The following is an 18172-nucleotide window of genomic DNA, read 5'->3' on the forward strand; positions in this document are numbered from 1 at the left end:
GCGCGTCGTTCACACCCGTCACCGTCACCGTCACCGTTGCCGTGTCGGCACCGCCATTGCCGTCGCTCACCGTGTAGACGAAACTGTCTGTGCCAGTGAAATTCGCATCCGGCGCGTAAGTGAATCGACCATCCGGCAGCATCGTCAGAGTGCCGTGTGTTGGGGCAGTCGTGAGCACAACCGCCAGCGCGTCGCCCTCGATGTCAGAGTCGTTCTCTAGAACTGAACCCGCGACGCTACCGTCTTCGCCGACCACGAAAGTATCCGGAGCGGCAATCGGGTCGTCATTTACGGCTTCGACTTCTACAGTCACGGTGCCAGTGGCAGAAGTTCCGGTCGTGTCGACGATCTCATATGTAAAAAAGTCTTGCCCGAAGAAATCGGCCTCGGGCGTGTAAACGAATGTCCCGTCCGGATTAACCGTCGCGGTACCGTTCTGTGGCCCCTTGTCTAACGAGAAGACAATTGAATCGTCCGAGGCATCCGCCAGCTCAATCTTGCCTGAAATGGGCGAGGAGCCGCCAGAATCTTCGGGTCCGGAAACCACAACATCAACTGGTTCGATCTCCCCGAACGGGTCGCGAATATTGTCAATGTTCAGATGCGTGTCGTCGAAATCCCCCCTCGTTTCATTGGGGTTATTCTCCGGTTCCTCGGGTTCAGGTTCAAATCCCTGCGAGGGTGGAAGTGTGCCATCATCCGGTGCATTTTGCTGGATGAGAGGTGAGCTAACGGATTTGATCTCGACGTAATTCTGGCCTGCGAGGATACGCTCTTGAGCCAGTTGATAGGCGACAAGTGCATCCCCCACCAACAGTGACTCGTCCAATTCTTCTCCGTCCGAACGCGGCAGTTCGACAACCTGGCCAGAAACAGGAATCACCCATTTTGTGTCGGTCGTGGTGATTGTCGTGATCAGATTTCCGTCAAGATCTGAAAGCACGATCGAACCCAGGCTGCCGTCCGGGTCGTAGTTGAGCGCGACAGTTACTTGGGTGACGGCCTCTGCGCGATCGACCTCGGCATAAACATTGGTCCCACGGATGCCCATCGTGGCTGCAGGAGTGCTGACATCCATGTCGCCGGTTTTCGCCAGTTGTCCAGCAATGAAAACGAAGCCACCGTTGATGAGGTTGAATGACCCCGCGTTATTGGTTCCCTCCGGCTGATAGACAAGCTCATCGATGACCATGCGCGACGCTTCCGACATCGAAAACACGGTACCATCGGCGAAGGTAACTGACAGTCTGCCATCCGCGTCGGTCAACAGGACATCGCGTTGGTATATCTTGGTTCCTACCGACAGATTGTCTATCGTTCCGTCGAGCCTCTGTACCCGGGCACTGCCCGATACCACTTCGACTTGCCCGATCGGAACCGGCACCGGGGCGGGCCCGAGCTGGGCGAATTGCGCATCGACCGCGGCACCCGCCAGCAATCTGACGGTATCGCCGTCAAGTACACCACCCTCTGCCGAAACAAGGTCGGCAGGGCTCAGGCTTTCGAAATATTCCAGGACGCGCACAACAGTCCCTTGTGCATCCCGGACGAGCAGATCTTGCTGCGACTTTTCGAACTCCGCTCCAAAAAGCCCGAAACCATCGGGGAACACAAGAGGACTACTATCGAGAGACGTGATATCGACCGCGGTCTCAAGCGTACCGACTGGTTCCGAAAACGCTACCCGAGCCATCCTTCGCCCCCCAGTACAAACATTAACCAACGGTTAACCTTAACACAGGCGGTCGATTCTGCCTAAAAACATCAATGAAGATGCTATATTATGTCTACATTTTGGCCGATATAGGGTAACATTTACTCCAAACTACAAGCTATTGTTCACACCCGAGCCTCTCCATTCCCGGTAAGATAGATTGTAGATTGGGCCCATACTCGCCACAGGTGCGGACGGGAAAGCGGTACGGTGTTTAAGACGCTCACAAGCACGGTCAATCTTGGTCGACTTCTCGGCCTGGCTTTGCTTGCCGGCCTTCTGGTGCTGCGGGCCATCGATCCTACAATCGTAGAAAGGACAAGGTTACAGACCTTCGATCTGTATCAGCGCCTTGTGCCCCGCGAGACCGGGAATTTTCCGGTTGTGATCTTGGATATCGACGACCGGAGCCTGGCCGAACTCGGTCAGTGGCCGTGGCCCAGGACATTGCTTGCGACCTTGACGGAGCGCGCCATGCAAGCCGGTGCGGTGGCACTCGCTTTTGACATCGTCTTTTCGGAACCCGACCGGCTGTCGCCTGCAGTCGTGGCAGCAGACAACCCGCAACTGCCGGAAGACTTGCGTGCTGTGATGCTGGAGCAACCCTCAAACGACCGCATTCTGGCAGATGCCTTTGCACGGTCGAGAGTTGTCGTGGGTCAGACCAGCGTCCGTATCGGAACGCAGCGGACCGACCAAACCAAGGATATTCGGCAAATCCCTCACGCCTTTATCGGGCATGATCCGACGCCTTTCCTGCTGAAGTTTCCCAATCTCATCGAAAACCTGTCCGTTCTTGAAGACGCTGCATTGGGACACGGGGTGTTCACCGTGCTTCCCGACTCGGATGGGGTTTATCGGCGTGTCCCTATCGTGATGATGGTCGAAGGCGCCTTGAGACTGAGCTTGTCGGTAGAGTTGCTGCGGGTCGCGACGGGCGGAAATGCGTTTGCGACCAGGGCCAACGAGGCCGGAATCGAAGGGGTCGTTGTGGCCGGCCAGATGATCAGGACCCAGGGGGATGGAACAGTCTGGACACGGCTTTCGAAATCCGATCCCGATCGGTTCGTTTCCGCCGTCGATCTGATACGGGGCGACCTGCCACCCGAGCGTCTGCAAGGTCGACTGGTTCTAGTTGGCACCTCGGCCATCGGGCTCGAGGATTTTCGCGCAACGGCCCTTGGCGTTCCGATGGCCGGTGTCGAGCTGCATGTACAGTTGCTGGAGAATATCCTCGGCAATGAGCTGCTAAAGCGTAGCAACACCGCCGATGTGCAGGAATTGTTCTGGGTGGCTTGTCTCTCGCTTCTGGTCATCGCGCTGGCACCGATGATGCAGGCGAGCTGGCTGATCGTCAGTTCACTGTTGCTGGTCTCTGCCTACGCGAGCTATTCCTATCTTTCGTTTGCCTGGACCAGTACCTTGGTCGATCCGACCTATCCGATGTTCTCGACGATCCTGTCTTTGATGCTGACGTCGAGCACGAACTACCTGCGTGAGGAACGGCGCAAGCGGAGGATCAGAAACGCGTTCGGACAATATGTGTCCCCCGATCTCGTCGCAAAGTTGGCGGATAGCCCGGAAGGACTGACACTCGGCGGCGAGCGACGGGACTTGTCCGTGCTTTTCAGCGACATTCGTGGTTTCACCACCCTAGCAGAAACCTTTCGCGAAGACCCGCAGGGGCTGACGCGACTGATGAACCGAATGTTGACGGCCATGTCTGAACCGATCCTGCAATATGGCGGTACCATTGACAAATTCATGGGCGATGCCGTCATGGCGTTCTGGAACGCCCCCCTCGACCACCCCGATCATGCCTCCGATGCCTGCCACGCCGCGCTCAAGATGGTGGCAGCCGTTCACGAGCTGAACCAGCAACGCAAGAAAGACCGTTCGTCTGGAGAGGAGGTCCAACCGATCGATATCGGAATTGCTGTTAATACAGGAACCTGTTTCGTCGGCAACATGGGCAGCGATACCCGCTTCGACTACACTGCTGTTGGCGACACCGTGAACGTTGCCTCCAGACTGGAGGGTCAAACCAAGTCATACGGGGTGCGCATTCTGGTCGGCGAAGCAACAGCCAAGGCCATCGAAGACAGCTTCGCGGTGATCGAACTGGATCTTGTCCGGGTCAAAGGCAAGACCGAACCCGAACGGATCTATGGTCTGTTCGGAGACAGGGCGCTTGCCGAAAACCTTCAGTTCCGCGCGCTAAAAAAGGCCGTCGAAGCGATGCTTACCGCCTATCGAGCCGGTGAATGGGGCCTGGTCCTAAGAAGGGTCGGCGATGTCGAGAAGCTGGTTTCGGCATTGCAACTCGAGATGTGGGGCTATTGCGCCCTGTTCCGAAACCGTCTGAGCCAGCTTCAGGAAACGCCGCCCGACGAGAATTGGACAGGGGTCTACGATGCGCAAGAGAAGTAACCTAGCGTTCGCGCATGGCCTCGTATTGTGCGCGTCTCAAGGGCTTTAGCAGGTAATCCAGCACCGTCTTGCGTCCGGTCAGGATATCGATGCTCGCCACCATCCCCGGAGAAATGGGAAGCGGCCTTTCTGCGTCACCCAGATGACTCTGTTCTGTCTGTACGACAACGCGGAAAAACTCGGTCCCGTCATCTGCGGCAATCGTGTCTGCGCCGATCCTTTCGACATATCCCGGAATATCGCCGTAGATCAGATAGTCATATGCCGTGATCTTGACCGAAACCCGTGCGCCCGGCCGGACAAAGGCGACATCCGCAGGACGCAGGTTTGCTTCGATCACCAGGCCATCATCGACCGGCACAATTTCCGCCAGCGCCTGTCCCGGCCCGACCACTGCACCAAGCGTTGTGATCGGAACGGCATTTACCGTTCCATGCACCGGTGCACGGATGTTCGTTCTGGCCACACGGTCGCGGGCAGCGCGCAAGCCTTCTTCGACAACCGCGAGCTCGACCTGCAGCTCTGCCAGCCTCTGACGCGCCGTCAGTTCATAGCCGGATTGGGCCACTTCGATCTCGGTTTCGGCTTGCGCGATGACCGCTTCCAGCCGGAGTTTCGACGCTTCCCCGACAGCCAGGTCCCCTTCCAGTGCGGCCATCTTAGACATCAGCCGCAAGAACTCGATCTTTGGCACTGCTCCCGTTCTGGTCATCTGTTCGGTCAGTTCCACTTCTTCACCGAGCGGGACAATCATCTTGCGGCGTTTGACTTGCTCCGCCTCAAGCTCGGCCAGTTCGCTTTTGCGTTGGCGCAGCCTGTCATCGAGAATCTGCAACTCCCGGTTCAATTGCGCTCGCCGGGTTCGGAACAACTCCCCTTCGGCGCGCGTCGCAAGGGGGTTCGCCTCTCTCAACTCGGCCGGAAAACTGATGTCGTCATGGCGCATGGATTCGCCGACCAAGCGAAGGCGTTCAGCCAGAAGAGCCCCCCGCCGCTGTTTTAGCTCGCCAAGCTCGGAGGCGAAGCGGGTATCGTCGATCAGCATGATCACGTCCCCTTCGGCGACGGTGTCCCCCTCTCGAACATAGATCGCGCGCACGATGCCGCCCTCAAGGCTTTGTACGACCTGTACCTTTCTGGAGGGTATCACCTGGCCTTGCCCCTTGGTGAACTCTTCGATCTCACTCTTGCTGGCCCAAACGAAAAAGCCGAGGACGGCCGCGGCGACCAACAGCAGAAGCCGCGCGGATGTACGGCCCGAAGCGGCCTTACCGGACCCCCGAGGATTGTTTGCGAACATGCCTTCGACATTCTGCTCGAACATCTATCCTTGCCCCGTTTGCTTGAGCGTGGTCGCCCTAGACAATTGCGCCGAGACATCCTCGCGCGTTCCGTCCAGCACCTTCTTGCCAGCATCGAGAACGACGTAACGCGAGGCGATATTGGCCAGCGGTTGGCGGTGTGTGCACAAGATCAAACCAGTGCCCGGCCCAAGTTCGGTATCCAGACGTTGGCACACACGCGCCTCCATCCCCTGGTCCATCGCATTGGTGGGTTCATCGAGAAAGAGAAGCCTCGGGCTGCGCAGCAGCATGCGGGCCAGTGACAACGCCTGCGCTTGACCGCCCGACAGCCTTGCACCGCGCTGGCCCACCGAATAGTTCAGCCCCTCGGGCACGCTTGATACGAACTCGTCCAGACCCGAGAGATAAAGCGCCCGTTCAATTTCCGATTGCGAGCTGTTCGGCCTACCGATCAACAGATTCTCACGCAAGCTCCCGGTGAAGGCTTCGACGGATTGCGGCAAGTAACCTATGCCGTCGCGCAGCTCGGCCGGGTCGAATTGCGATAGCCCGTGATTGTCGACCAGAATGGTACCCTTTTCGGGTGAAATCAGCCCCGACAGCAGCATGCCAAGTGTAGATTTGCCAGACCCGACCCGACCGAGTAGCGCAATGCGCGCGCCTTCGGGAATGTCCAGTTCGACCGCGTCAATAGCCGGCCTGCGCGCGCCGGGATAGGTGAACGTGACCTCGCGAAAACTGACCGCACCCTTTCTGACCCTCAGATTGGACTGCACGGTATCGTGACGTTCGGTAGGCCGTGCCATGATATCGTTGAGCATACTTAGAGACTTGCGCGCGTACTGGGCGCGAAAGATCGTCTGCGCGATAACAGCAAGGGGCGCAAGCGCCCGGCTGGCAAGAATATTGGCAGCGATCAAGCCACCAACGGTGATTTCGCCAGCGACGATGAGATAAACGCCGAGCACAACGATAAAGACACTGTTGAGTTGCTGGATCGCAAGTGTCGCGCTTTGGGCAAATCCCGCCCAGATTCGCGCCCGGCCGTTCAGGCGCGACGAGGACGCGACCGCGTTTTCCCACTCGCGCTGAAGCACGTTTTCCGCATTCAGCGATTTGACCGTGGTCACCGCGGCGAGTGTTTCGGAAAGAACGCTTAACCGGCGCGCGGCCACCTGTATCGCGGTCTGTGCCGTTTTTGCCATCGGCAGCTGAGACACGCTCGCTATGACCAGGGTCAACAGAATGGCGGCCAGCGGCACATAGGCGAGCGGCCCGACAATTGCGAAAAGAACGGCAACGAAGACGCCGACAAAAAGGAAGTCGACGAGCGCGACAAAAGAGGCCGATGCAAAGAACTCCCGAACTGTTTCGTATTCTCTGATACGCCCTGCCAGTGTCGCGTATTCCGCCTGACGATCCAGGTGCCGGAGGTTCAAAACCTGCCGGAACAACGCGGACGCAACCTTGAGATCGACGCGTCGGCCAATGCCTTCCAGTGTTCCGGCTCGCAACAGGCGCAGCAGCAGATCGAGCGATATGGCAATGCCGACACCGATGGCCAGCGTCCAAAGCGTGACGGTAGAGTTGGTCGGGATCACCCTATCGTAGACATTCATAACAAACAAAGGCAGTGCCAGCGCCATGATATTGATAAGCAAGGTGGCCAGCATGACCTGGCCCCACCCTTGCCAGTTCGAAAAGACCGGCCCCCAGAACCAATGCCTTCCAGTTAGGGTCTCGCTATTGGTCTCGGCCGCAAAGGACGCAGATTGCACATCCTCCAGAGGTGTCACCAGAAGCAGATCAGGCCTGATCCGCTTTTGCACGATCGAAAGCGGCCGCACCTCGGTTTCACCGGTTGCCGGGTCGAAAACCGTCACCGTTCTTCGTTTCGCATCAATCTCGATGATTGCCAGCATGTCGCCGCGTGGCCCGACCGAAATGCAGGGCAGAACGATCGGGTCCAACCGCTTCAATTTAGCGCGATGCACCCGGGTTCGGAACCCAATGGCACGCAGGGCGAGTTCAAGGTCGTCGACCTCTCCCAGGTTTGCGCCCGCTGGCAATCTCGACATAACGGCGATCGGGGTGAAAGATCGCGCATAGTAGTCGGCAAACCACTCGACCAATCGCAGCGGCGGCGACATCTTCCGTGCCTCTTCGCCACCGCCGAGCGATATCCCCGGCGCTTGCGTTACAGCTATCTTTGTCTCCGTCGCTGGGGTTGACTTGTTCATCTATTCACGACGGGTAAGGCCTTGTCGATTACGTTGAAAGGCTTTTGACTTTGAGTTGCCCCCACCTGCAAGGCAAGAACCTCGCCGGTGCTATCGATGCCGAAATACCGCGCCAGCTGGCTTTGGGCGCCTAGCATTCGATATGCGCTCATGACGACCGCCGCGTTGGAATTGACTTGTTGTACACGGGCATGGAACAACTCGGTTTCGGCGATCAGGACATCCAGCAGACTGCGCGTGGCGAGTTCGAATTCCACAAGATACTGCGCCACCAGATCACGGTTCAGCGAAACCTGTTTGGACGCCAAGCCCGAGATACGCTGGTTGGAGTGAAAGGAAGTCCAAGCGGTTTCCGCCATTTGCTGGACTTGCCGGGCGATGGCCATCCGGTCGTAGAGGGCTTCGTTCTGTCTTTCCACCAAGGCTCTGCGCCTTTCGTTCCGACCGCCGCTATACAGCTGCCACGTCAGATTGAAGCCTATAAAGGCACGGGTTTCCTCACCACTCGCCCCATCGAGATCGGCCCCGTAGGAAGACCCCGCATTCAAACTTACTTGTGGCAAGTACTCCGACTCGGACACCCCCCGTTCGAATTTCCTTGCATCTACATGCGCCTGAGCGCCCTTCACCCTGAAATTATTGGCTATGCTGGTCCGCACCAACACATCCAGGCTTTGCGGGATAGCCGGGACAGGTGGCACCGCCAGGTTCGACTTCGGCAAGCTTCCCACCAGTTCCTGGAAACGCCATTCGGCGTTCTGAAGCTCGCGAGAGATTTCGCCGATTGTTATGCGCACGGCTTCGACGCGTGCCTCGGACTGCAACTGATCGCTCAGCGGAAGGCGCCCACCCGACACCTGGTTCGACACCTTGTCAGATATTTCCAGGTGCCGCGCCAATTGATCTTGCGCCGTTGCTAGCAAGGCTCTGTTTCTGGCAACGTCAATATGCGCTTGCACAACGGTCAACGCCATGGTTTCCGAAGCGTCAAGATACTCGAACATCGTGCGATCAAGCCGTGCCGCCCGCACGTAGACGGTATTGGCGCGTCGATAGCCATCGAAGACCGGAAGCTCTACCACGAAACCAACCTCGCGCGAGTTTTTCGATCTTGCGTTGTCCGCCAAGGACAATCCTCCCGGATCATCCACATACTCCGGAACCAGCGAGCCGAAAGCGGTCACCGTCGGCTCGTAGGCCCCCCGCATCTCCAAAAGTTCGTATGCAGCCGACCGCACTGCAGCGTCTTTCGCTCGTACACTTGGGTTCGAACTGAGTGCCGTTCTTACAGAGGTCCTTAAATCCTGGCTCATGACTGGTGGCGCGGTCAGAAAGAGCGAAATCAAAAAAATAGACGAAACTAACCTAACTCTAAACATTCAACGCTCCCCTACGGACATTGAAGATTGAACTCTCACCGTAGCAAAATATTCGAATTTTTAGAAGCTATTTACCGACCGGACCTAAATCAGAAGACAATCGGTGGACCAGACGACCAAAACCGCATCTCAGTAACGCGAGTTTGCTTGGCATTGCCGCACCGTGCGCTGGTAAGGCTGAAGTGCTATCGCAATACACCGTTGAACGCCAGGGACAGACGTTCGGCGATCAAATCGGCATCCGATTCCTCCATGATAAAGGGGGGCGCCAGCAAAACGTGGTCGCCATGGCGCCCGTCGCGTGTGCCGGGCATCGGGTAACAGATAAGGCCATGGGCAAAAGCGGCTTTCTTAAGCTTCCCGGCCACCCCCTTGGCCGGGTCGAACGGGTTCTTGCCGTCACGATCGGCTACCAACTCGACACCCCAGAACAGGCCCCGTCCACGAATATCCCCCACATGCGGATGCTGGTCGAACCGCGCGCGCAACGCCGCTTCCATCACCCCGCCCAGCGACTGCACCCGCGCGGGCAGGTCGTGTTCCAGCATCTCCCGCACAACCGCAAGCCCGGCGGCGGTGGCGACCGGGTGGCCGATATAGGTATGCCCGTGCTGGAAGAAGCCCGAACCGTTCGCAATGGCCTCGTAAATTGCACCTGAGCACAGCATCGCGCCCACCGGCTGATAGCCCGCCCCAAGCCCCTTGGCGATGGTGACGATGTCGGGCCGCACCCCCTCGCCCGTGCAGGCAAAGAGGTGACCGGTGCGCCCCATACCACACATCACCTCGTCCAGGATCAGGAGCACGCCGTAGGTGTCGCAGATCTCGCGGATGCGGGCGAAATAGCCCTCGACCGCCGGAACCGCGCCCAGCGTTGCGCCCACCACCGGCTCGGCGATAAACGCCATCACCGTTTCCGGGCCAAGCCGCAGGATCTCGGCCTCCAGCTCGTCCGCCGCGCGGCGGCCATAGTCGGCGAGGCTCTCTCCCTCGGCACGTTCGGCATATTCATAGCAGGGCGCGATATGGCTGACCCCGATCAACAGCGGGTCGAATTGCGCCCGCCGCCAGGCATTGCCGCCCGCCGCCAGCGCCCCCAGCGTGTTGCCGTGATAGCTCTGCCGCCGGGCGATCAGGTGGCGCCGTTCGGGCTGGCCCACTTCCAGATAATACTGCCGCGCCAGCTTGATCGCGGCCTCGACTGCCTCGGACCCGCCCGAGACGAAATAGACCCTCTCGATCCCCTCGGGGGCGTTTGCGATCAAGAGATCGGCCAGATCCTCGGCCGGGTCCGAGGTGAAGAAACCGGTATGGGCAAAGGCCAGCCGGTCCACCTGATCCTTGATCGCCTGTTTCACGCGGTCGTTGGAATGGCCGAGGCAGGACACGGCCGCGCCGCCCGAGGCGTCGAAATAGCGCTTGCCGGTGCTGTCTATGAGGTAACAACCATCGCCACCAACGGCGGTGGGGAGTTGCGCGTGACAGTGACGGGGGAAGACGTGGCTCATGCCGCTTTCCTTTCCAGATGATGCCGGAGCGATGCCACCGCGGCGGCGTTGTCGGGCCAGGGGGTGCCATCGGGCGACAGCAGGTTGTTCTCGAATCCGACGCGCAGGATCTCGGCGCCCACGCGCGCTCCGGCCAGCAGGCAGGCCTGTTCCTGCGGACCAAAGGCACACAGGCCCAGCCGCAGCCCATCCAGCGCCGGGGCAAGCGCGGCCAGTTCCTCGGGCCGGCCTGCACGCGGCGGCGTATAGGCACCCAGCACACAGATCACCTCGTCCTGCTCGGGGCGGATGATCCCTGCCGCGCGCCCTTGCGCCAACAGGTCCAGATCGGCGCGATCATAGGCGATATGCTGCAAGCGGATGCCGTGATCGGCGGCCATCGCATAGAGGCGCGGCGCCAGATCGGCGTCGCGGGCGATCTCGCGCAGCGAGACGCTGGCCCAGGCCGGACGCAGCGCATCAAGGCAGGCATATTGCTCGGTCGGGCTGTAGATACCCGCAGCCTCGGTTGTGATCTGCACCTGCATATCGGGCAGCACGCGCGCCAGTTCGTCCAGTGCCTCGCGGTACCGGCCCGCATCCAGCGAATGAGCCCCGTCTGCGTCGCGCACATGCAGGTGCAGCGCATCGGCACCAGCGGCGCGGCAGGCGCGCGCCTCGGTCAGCATCTCGTCCAGCGTGATCGGCAGACGGGCATGATCGGCCTTGCCGCGCCGGGCGCCATTGGGTGCAACCATGATCAGGGGGGCGGTCATCGGAACTCCTTTGGCTTTGTGTGTCAGGATAGAGCGGTTTGCCTGTCTCAAGATGACCTGATCCGACACATCAAGTGACCTAATCCGACATGGCGTTCTGCCGGTCCTCGGAGGGCAACAGGCCAAACAGCCGCCGGTAGCTGCGCGCAAACCCCGCCGGGCTATAGCCGTGATCCAGCGCGATCTCGGTCAGGCTGCGGCGACTGTCGCGCACCTCGGTGCGGGCATCCTGAAACCGTAATTCCAGGTAGAGCGCGCTGGGAGTCTTGCCGAATTCGCGGGCAAAGACGCGCTCCAGCTGTCGCGCGGACACGCCCTGCGCGCGGGCGATGGCGGCGATCGGCAGGGGCGGCAGCAGGTTGGCACGCATCAGGCGCAGCGCGGCAAAGGCGACCCGGTTGCGGGTCTCGAACCGCATGTCCAATGCCCGACGCTGACGGGTGCCGCCACCGCGCACCGCGTCGATCACCAACCGGGCGGCGATCTCGTCGGCAATCTCGCCACCCAGGTCGCGGCGCAGAACGCTCAGCATCATGTCGCTCGCCGCCCCGCCACCCGCACAGGTCATCACGTCACCATCGCTTACGAACAGCGAGGCGGTGACCTGAATCCGGGGGTGGCTGTCGCGCAGATAGGCGACGTCCTCCCAATGCGCGGCCACCCGGCGCCCGTCGAGCAGCCCCGCCTGTGCCAACCGCACCACGCCCGAGGAGATGCCCCAGACCGGATGCCCCCGCCGCGCCCAGCCGCGCAGCCGCGCGGCCAGCGCCGGTTCTGCGCTGTGCCCGGCCCGCACGCCCGCCACCACCACGATGACCGACCGGGGCGGCACCGCCTCGGCAGCAAGGTCGGGGATCAGACGAAACCCGTTCGACGCCGCCACCGGCCGGCCCGACAGGCTGACGGCATTATAGCGATAGCCGGTGCCGGGCCGTACCCTGTCGAGCAGGCGCAACACCTCGACCGCCGACGAGAACGCCTGCATCGTGAACCCCTCGTCGAGGACAAAGACGAAATGCCTCCCCGCCGTGTACTGACCCATGCGCACCGCCGTTCCCCCGTTTCCCTGTCAGCATAGAAATGCGTACCACCGGGGCAAGCGCTACACCGTGACACTTAACGGAAGTTGAGGGATTGCTTGAGAAAAATGGACAGAGCCTGCATTGTCGAGGGTATATCATTCCGACTCGGCCCTGGCCGTTCCGATTATCGAGAGCGCACCGTACCAGACGAAAGAGGTTTTCCATGCAGACCCGCTCCCCTTCACTCCTGATGCGTATGCGCTGGGTGCCCGCCACCCTCACCGGCCTTGCGGTCGGACTGACCGCCCTGCCGATGGGCGCGCAAGAAGCGCCCAAGGTGTCAGTTGCTGCTGCCTACACCCAGGAGATTACCGAAGAGGCGGTGTTCATTGGGCGTGGCGAGGCGATCGACAAGGTCGATATCGTGGCCCGTGTCAGCGGGTTCCTGGACGAACAACTGGTCGAGGATGGCAGCACCGTGGCCGAGGGCGATCTGCTGTTCCGGATCGAGCCCGACCTCTATCAGGCGGTGCTCGAGGCGCGGCGCGCCGATCTGGACAAGGCCGAGGCCAATCTGGAACTGGCAGGCGTAGAACTCGCCCGCAAGGAAGAGCTGCTCCGCCGCGAGGCCACTCCGGCCTCGGAAGTGGACATTGCCCGCGCCAACGAACTGGTGGCCGAAGCGGCGGTGAAATCGGCACAGGCGGCGATCCGTCAGGCCGAGCTTGATCTGAGCTATACCCAGATCGAAGCACCGTTTGCCGGCCGGCTGGGTCGGGTCGCGACGTCGGTCGGCGATGTGGTGGGGCCGGCCAACCCGCCGCTCGTCACGCTGGTGCGCGAGACACCGATCCATGTCACCTTTGCGCTCAACGAAAAGCGGATGATCGACGTGCTGCAACAGCTTGGTGAAACAGCCGAGACGCTGGCCGAGAACCAGCGCAGCCCCGACGTTCACGTCACCCTGCCCAACGGCGCACCGCTGGACGAGGTCGGGCGACTGGTCTTTGTCGATAACCGGGTCGATCCGTTGACCGGCGCAATCGTGATGCGGGCCGAGTTCGCAAATACCCAGAGGCTGATCGTGGATGGCGCCTTTGTCCATGTGCGCATCTCGGCGCTGGAGCCGACGTTGCGGGTGCTGATTCCGCAGGCGGCGCTGCAACGCGATCAGCGCGGCGATTTCGTGCTGGTGGTCAATGACAAGCAGATGGTCGAACAGCGCTATGTGACGCTGGGCGACACGGAAGGCACTGCGGCCATCGTGCTCGATGGCCTGCGCGAGGGCGAAAGCGTGATCGTAGAGGGCCTGCAACGGGTGCGCCCCGGCGTTGCCGTCGATGCGGTCGTCGCCGCAGAGCAGCCGGGAGAGTAACCCATGTTCTCGGCCCTTTTCATCAGCCGGCCAAAGCTGGCCTTTGTCATTTCGCTGGTCCTGACCATTCTGGGCGGGATCGGCTATCTGGTCCTGCCGGTTGCGCAGTTCCCCGATATCACGCCGCCGGTAGTCAGCGTTTCGGCCAACTATACCGGCGCCAATGCCGAGACGGTGGAAAACGCCGTCGCCGCCCCGATCGAGGCGCAGGTGAACGGCGTCGACGACATGCTCTACATGACGTCGACCTCGGCCGATAACGGGTCCTATTCGCTGAGCGTTACCTTCGAGGTAGGCACCGACCCGGACATCGCCTCGGTCAACGTGCAGAACCGGGTGGCACAGGCGCTGTCCTCTTTGCCGACCGAGGTGACCAATTCCGGCGTGGTGACGCAGAAATCCTCGACCAACATGCTGATGGTGGTCACGCTCACCTCGCCCAACGACACCTATGACAGCGTGTTTCTGTCCAACTATGCCTCGATCAACCTCAAGGACGCGCTGGCGCGGGTACAGGGTGTTGGCAAGGCCGATGTGCTGACCGACCTGCAATATGCCATGCGGATGTGGATGGACCCCGACAAGATGGCGGCCCTGTCGATCACGCCCGGTGACCTGATCGCGGCGGTGCGCGAGCAGAACCTTGAGGTATCTGCCGGCCAGATCGGTGCGCCCCCCGCGCCCGAGGGACAGACATTCCAGTACACGATCAAGTCCAAGGGCCGGCTGAGCACGGTTGACGAGTTCGAGAATATCGTGATCCGCACCGGCGAGGCCGGCGCCGTCGTGCGGGTGCGCGATATCGCCCGGGTCGAGCTGGGGGCGCAGTTTTACAGCGCGTCGGGCTATTTCCAGGGCAAGCCGGCCACCGTGCTGGGCATCTACCAGGCGCCGGGCGCCAATGCGCTGGCGGTATCCGAACGGGTCACCGCCGAGCTGGAACGGCTGTCGCGCGGCTTTCCCGAGGATGTGGAATACGAGATTCCCTTCAACACCACCGATTTTGTGGAACAGTCACTGAATGACGTGGTGACGACCCTGATGCTGACCTTTGTTCTGGTGGTCTCGGTGGTCTTTGTGTTCCTGGGCAACTGGCGGGCCACGCTGATCCCGGCGGTGGCAATCCCGGTTTCGCTGATCGGCACTTTTGCCTTTCTGCTGGCCTTCGGCATGTCGCTGAACACCATCTCGCTGTTTGCGCTGGTGCTGGCCATCGGCATCGTGGTGGACGACGCCATCGTGGTGGTGGAAAACGTCGAACGCATCATCGCCGAAGAGGGGCTGAGCCCGCCCGAGGCCACCCGCAAGGCGATGGGCCAGATCACCGGACCGGTGATCGCGACCACGCTGGTGCTGCTGGCGGTGTTCGTGCCGGTCACCTTCATGCCCGGCATCACCGGGCGGCTTTATTCGCAATTCGCCGTCACCATTTCGGTCGCGGTCGCGATCTCCTCGATCAACGCGCTGACGCTGTCGCCGGCACTGTGCGGTCTGGTGCTGCGGGCGCGCTCGGGTCCGCCCAAGGGGGCCCTTGCCCTGTTCGAGCGCGGCATCGGCGGGGTGCGCGACGGTTATGTGGCGCTGGTGCGCAAGCTGTTGATCCTGCCGGTAATCTCGCTGGCTATCGTGGCGGCGATTGGCGCCGGGGCTGGCGGCATCTTCTCCAACACCTCCAAAGGGTTCCTGCCGCTTGAGGATAACGGATACCTGTTTGTCGACGTGCAACTGCCCGACGCGGCCACGCTGGGCCGGACCGAGACGGTCACCGCGCGGCTGAACGACAAGCTGCAACAGCTTGACGGCGTGGCCAACACGGTTCTGGTGAACGGGTTCTCGATGCTGAACGGGCTGACGCCCAACGGCGCGATGATTATCGTCAACCTGACCAACTGGGAGGAACGGCAAGAGCCGGAGTTGAGCGCCGATGCCATCCTGAAAAAGATCCTGAACATCGCCTATGGTGAAAGCGCGGCCTCGATCGTGGCCTTCAACCCGCCCCCGATCCAGGGTCTGGGCATGTCGGCGGGCGTCGAGATGGAGGTGCAACAGACCGGTGGCGGCTCGGCCCAGGATCTGGCCGCGGCGGTGGGCTCGCTGGTCTATGCCGCCAACCAGCGGCCCGAGATCGCGCAGAGCTATACCACCTTCCGGGCCAACGTGCCGCAACTGTTCGTCGATCTGGACCGGGAAAAGGCCAAGACGCTGCAAGTGTCGGTGGCCGAGGTGTTCCAGACCATGCAGGCGCATCTGGGGTCGTATTACATCAACGACTTCAACCTGTTTGGCCGCGTCTACCGGGTGATGATCCAGGCCGAGGGCAGCTATCGCGACAAGGTCGAGGATATCGGCAACCTCTATGTGCGCTCGCAACAGGGCCAGATGGTGCCGCTGGGCACGCTGATCGACGTGGAAAACGTGCTGGGGCCGGTGCTGCTGAAACGGCACAATCTGTTCCGCTCGGCCACGGTAACGGCGGTGCCCGCACCGGGCCTGTCCACCGGCGACGCGATTTCGGTGATGACCGAGGAGACCGCGAGTGCCCTGCCCCCCGGCTATGCCTTCGAATGGACCGGCAGTGCCCAGCAACAGCTGAGCTCGGGCGGGCTGGTCGCGGTGATCCTGGGGCTGGCGGTGCTGTTCGCCTATCTGTTCCTGGTGGGCCAGTATGAAAGCTGGTCGATGCCGGTCTCGATCCTGCTCTCGGTGATCGTGGCGCTGTTCGGGGCGGTGGCGGCGGTGGCCGTGGTCGGCTCGGACATCAACCTCTATACCCAGATCGGCATGATCATGCTGGTGGGCATGGCGTCCAAGAACGGGATCCTGATCGTGGAATTCGCGATGGAGCAGCGCGCCAAGGGGCTGAGCATCCGCGAGGCCGCTGCCGAGGCCGCGCATCAGCGGTTCCGCGCAGTCATGATGACGGCACTGTCCTTCCTCTTGGGCGTGGTGCCGCTGCTGGCCGCCAATGGCGCCGGCGCCGCAAGCCAGAAAGCCATCGGCGTTGCCGTGTTCGGCGGCATGCTGGCGGCCACGGTGATCGGCGTGGTGCTGGTGCCGGTGCTCTATGCGGTGATGCAGGGCGCGCGCGAGCGGATCAAGGGCAGCCCCGACGCCCCGACCCCCGCTGAGTGACCCCGACCGGCTGAGAGAGGAGCGCAGTCCATGTTCGACGTGCTGCGCCACCGCGCCTATCGGCACCTCTTTGCTGCGCAGGTGGTGGCGCTGACCGGGACCGGTCTGGCCACCGTCGCGCTGGGGCTGTTGGCCTATGATCTGGCCGGACCGCACGCGGGTATGGTGCTGGGCATCGCGCTCACCATCAAGATGCTGGCCTATGTCTTTCTGTCGCCGCTCGCCGCCGCGCTGACCGAAGCCATGGACCGGCGCCGGGTGCTGGTGGCGCTCGACCTGGTGCGAGCGGTAGCGGCGGCCTGTCTGCTGCTGGTCACCGAAATCTGGCAGGTTTACGTGCTGATCTTCGTGCTACAGGCGGCCTCGGCCGGGTTTACCCCGGCCTTTCAGGCCACCATCCCAACCCTGCTGCCTGACGAAGAGGACTATACCAAGGCGCTGTCACTGAGCCGCCTGACCTATGATCTGGAGAGCCTGGTCAGCCCCGCCTTGGCGGCGCTGTTGCTGGGGCTGGTCAGTTTCAACGCGCTGTTTCTGGGCACCGCGCTGGGTTTTGTCGGTTCGGCACTGCTGGTGGTATCGGTTGCCCTGCCCCGGCCCGGCGCCAGCCGCACCGGCGGGCTGGCAACGCGCAGCCTGCGGGGTCTGCGCCTCTACCTCGCCACCCCACGGCTGCGCGGGCTGCTGGCGCTGAACCTTGCCGTGGCGATGCCCGGCGCGATGGTGCTGGTCAACACGGTGGTTCTGGTCAAGAGCGAGTTGGACGGGTCGGACCGGATGGTGGCGCTGGCGCTGGGGGCCTTTGGCGGCGGCTCAATGCTGGCGGCGCTGGCCCTGCCCCGGCTGCTGGACCGTTTCAGCGACCGGCTCGTCATGCTTGCCGGAGGCATCGCGATGGCAGTGACCGGGCTGGGTCTGGCGCTCTGGGTGGCGCTTCTCGGTCTGACATCGGGCCCGCTGCTGCTGGCCTGGTTCCTCAACGGCATCGGCTTTGCCTCGGCGCTGACACCGTCGGGCCGGCTGTTGCGCCGCTCGGCCGGGCCCGAGGACCTGCCCGCGCTGTTTGCGGCGCAGTTCTCGCTGTCCCATGCCTGCTGGCTGCTGTCCTATCCGCTGGCGGGTTGGCTGACCACGGTCACGACACCTCAGATCGCCCTGACGGTGCTTGCGCTGATCGGTGCCGCGGGATGCCTGGCTGCGGCCCGTAACTGGTCCCCTGCTGTCCCGCCCGAACCGCAGGCATGACAGTCAGATTTGCAGGGTCCGGGAGAATGCGCGCCCGGATCACGTCCGAAACCCGATTGGCCCGTCGC

Annotated in this window: 11 protein-coding genes; 4 read left to right on the forward strand and 7 right to left on the reverse strand. The window is 61.8% G+C overall.

Features of this window, described 5'->3' with window-relative positions:
* On the reverse strand, nucleotides 1-1693 hold a 1693-nt coding region (locus tag MB818_RS07875; protein ID WP_238904699.1), incomplete at its 3' end, for a tandem-95 repeat protein.
* Nucleotides 1694-1924: 231 nt separating this feature from the next.
* On the opposite strand from MB818_RS07875, the gene MB818_RS07880 reads away from it, so the two are divergent.
* A complete protein-coding gene (locus MB818_RS07880; RefSeq protein WP_234137876.1) occupies nucleotides 1925-4144 on the forward strand; it encodes a CHASE2 domain-containing protein in 2220 nt (739 codons plus the stop codon).
* Nucleotide 4145: 1 nt separating this feature from the next.
* Here the strand turns inward: MB818_RS07880 and MB818_RS07885 are convergent, their stop codons facing one another.
* From MB818_RS07885 to MB818_RS07910, 6 genes are all read right to left on the reverse strand, one after another.
* Nucleotides 4146-5468, reverse strand: a complete 1323-nt coding sequence (locus tag MB818_RS07885; RefSeq protein WP_234137875.1) for an HlyD family type I secretion periplasmic adaptor subunit — start codon at nucleotides 5466-5468, stop codon at nucleotides 4146-4148.
* Complete coding sequence (locus tag MB818_RS07890; protein WP_238904701.1) at nucleotides 5469-7598, reverse strand: ATP-binding cassette domain-containing protein; 2130 nt, start codon at nucleotides 7596-7598, stop codon at nucleotides 5469-5471.
* An 86-nt stretch (nucleotides 7599-7684) separates the two neighbouring features.
* Entirely contained in the window at nucleotides 7685-9067 is a 1383-nt protein-coding gene (locus MB818_RS07895) for a TolC family protein (RefSeq protein WP_369426327.1), read from the reverse strand.
* Between the two features lie 185 nt (nucleotides 9068-9252).
* Entirely contained in the window at nucleotides 9253-10575 is a 1323-nt protein-coding gene (locus tag MB818_RS07900) for an aspartate aminotransferase family protein (RefSeq protein ID WP_234177264.1), read from the reverse strand.
* Nucleotides 10572-11330, reverse strand: coding sequence for a beta-keto acid cleavage family enzyme (locus MB818_RS07905; protein ID WP_238904703.1), 759 nt, complete (start codon nucleotides 11328-11330; stop codon nucleotides 10572-10574). Before MB818_RS07905 ends, MB818_RS07900 begins: the two co-directional genes overlap by 4 nt.
* A 79-nt stretch (nucleotides 11331-11409) precedes the next feature.
* On the reverse strand, nucleotides 11410-12372 hold the full coding sequence (locus tag MB818_RS07910; RefSeq protein WP_238904705.1) for a GlxA family transcriptional regulator: 963 nt from the start codon (nucleotides 12370-12372) through the stop codon (nucleotides 11410-11412).
* Between the two features lie 230 nt (nucleotides 12373-12602).
* Here MB818_RS07910 and MB818_RS07915 point away from each other — a divergent pair, with 230 nt between their 5' ends.
* Genes MB818_RS07915 through MB818_RS07925 form a run of 3 tightly spaced genes read left to right on the forward strand, consistent with a single transcriptional unit; the run spans nucleotide 12603 to nucleotide 18104 of the window.
* Entirely contained in the window at nucleotides 12603-13727 is a 1125-nt protein-coding gene (locus tag MB818_RS07915; RefSeq protein ID WP_369426328.1) for an efflux RND transporter periplasmic adaptor subunit, read from the forward strand.
* A gap of 3 nt (nucleotides 13728-13730) precedes the next feature.
* Entirely contained in the window at nucleotides 13731-16859 is a 3129-nt protein-coding gene (locus tag MB818_RS07920; protein WP_234216218.1) for an efflux RND transporter permease subunit, read from the forward strand.
* Nucleotides 16860-16889: 30 nt separating this feature from the next.
* Nucleotides 16890-18104, forward strand: coding sequence for an MFS transporter (locus tag MB818_RS07925; protein ID WP_304622095.1), 1215 nt, complete (start codon nucleotides 16890-16892; stop codon nucleotides 18102-18104).
* Nucleotides 18105-18172 lie beyond the last annotated feature (68 nt).

Origin of the sequence: Ruegeria alba (assembly GCF_022321465.1) — a bacterium.
Classification (GTDB): Bacteria; Pseudomonadota; Alphaproteobacteria; order Rhodobacterales; family Rhodobacteraceae; genus Ruegeria_B; species Ruegeria_B alba.

Coding starts and splice junctions, on each gene's coding strand:
- MB818_RS07900 (WP_234177264.1), bottom strand. CDS start 10,575: ATGAGCCACGTCTTCCCCCGTCACTGTCACGCGCAACTCCCCACCGCC.
- MB818_RS07920 (WP_234216218.1), top strand. CDS start 13,731: ATGTTCTCGGCCCTTTTCATCAGCCGGCCAAAGCTGGCCTTTGTCATT.
- MB818_RS07910 (WP_238904705.1), bottom strand. CDS start 12,372: ATGGGTCAGTACACGGCGGGGAGGCATTTCGTCTTTGTCCTCGACGAG.
- MB818_RS07895 (WP_369426327.1), bottom strand. CDS start 9,067: ATGTTTAGAGTTAGGTTAGTTTCGTCTATTTTTTTGATTTCGCTCTTT.
- MB818_RS07905 (WP_238904703.1), bottom strand. CDS start 11,330: ATGACCGCCCCCCTGATCATGGTTGCACCCAATGGCGCCCGGCGCGGC.
- MB818_RS07890 (WP_238904701.1), bottom strand. CDS start 7,598: ATGTCGCCGCCGCTGCGATTGGTCGAGTGGTTTGCCGACTACTATGCG.
- MB818_RS07925 (WP_304622095.1), top strand. CDS start 16,890: ATGTTCGACGTGCTGCGCCACCGCGCCTATCGGCACCTCTTTGCTGCG.
- MB818_RS07915 (WP_369426328.1), top strand. CDS start 12,603: ATGCGTATGCGCTGGGTGCCCGCCACCCTCACCGGCCTTGCGGTCGGA.
- MB818_RS07885 (WP_234137875.1), bottom strand. CDS start 5,468: ATGTTCGAGCAGAATGTCGAAGGCATGTTCGCAAACAATCCTCGGGGG.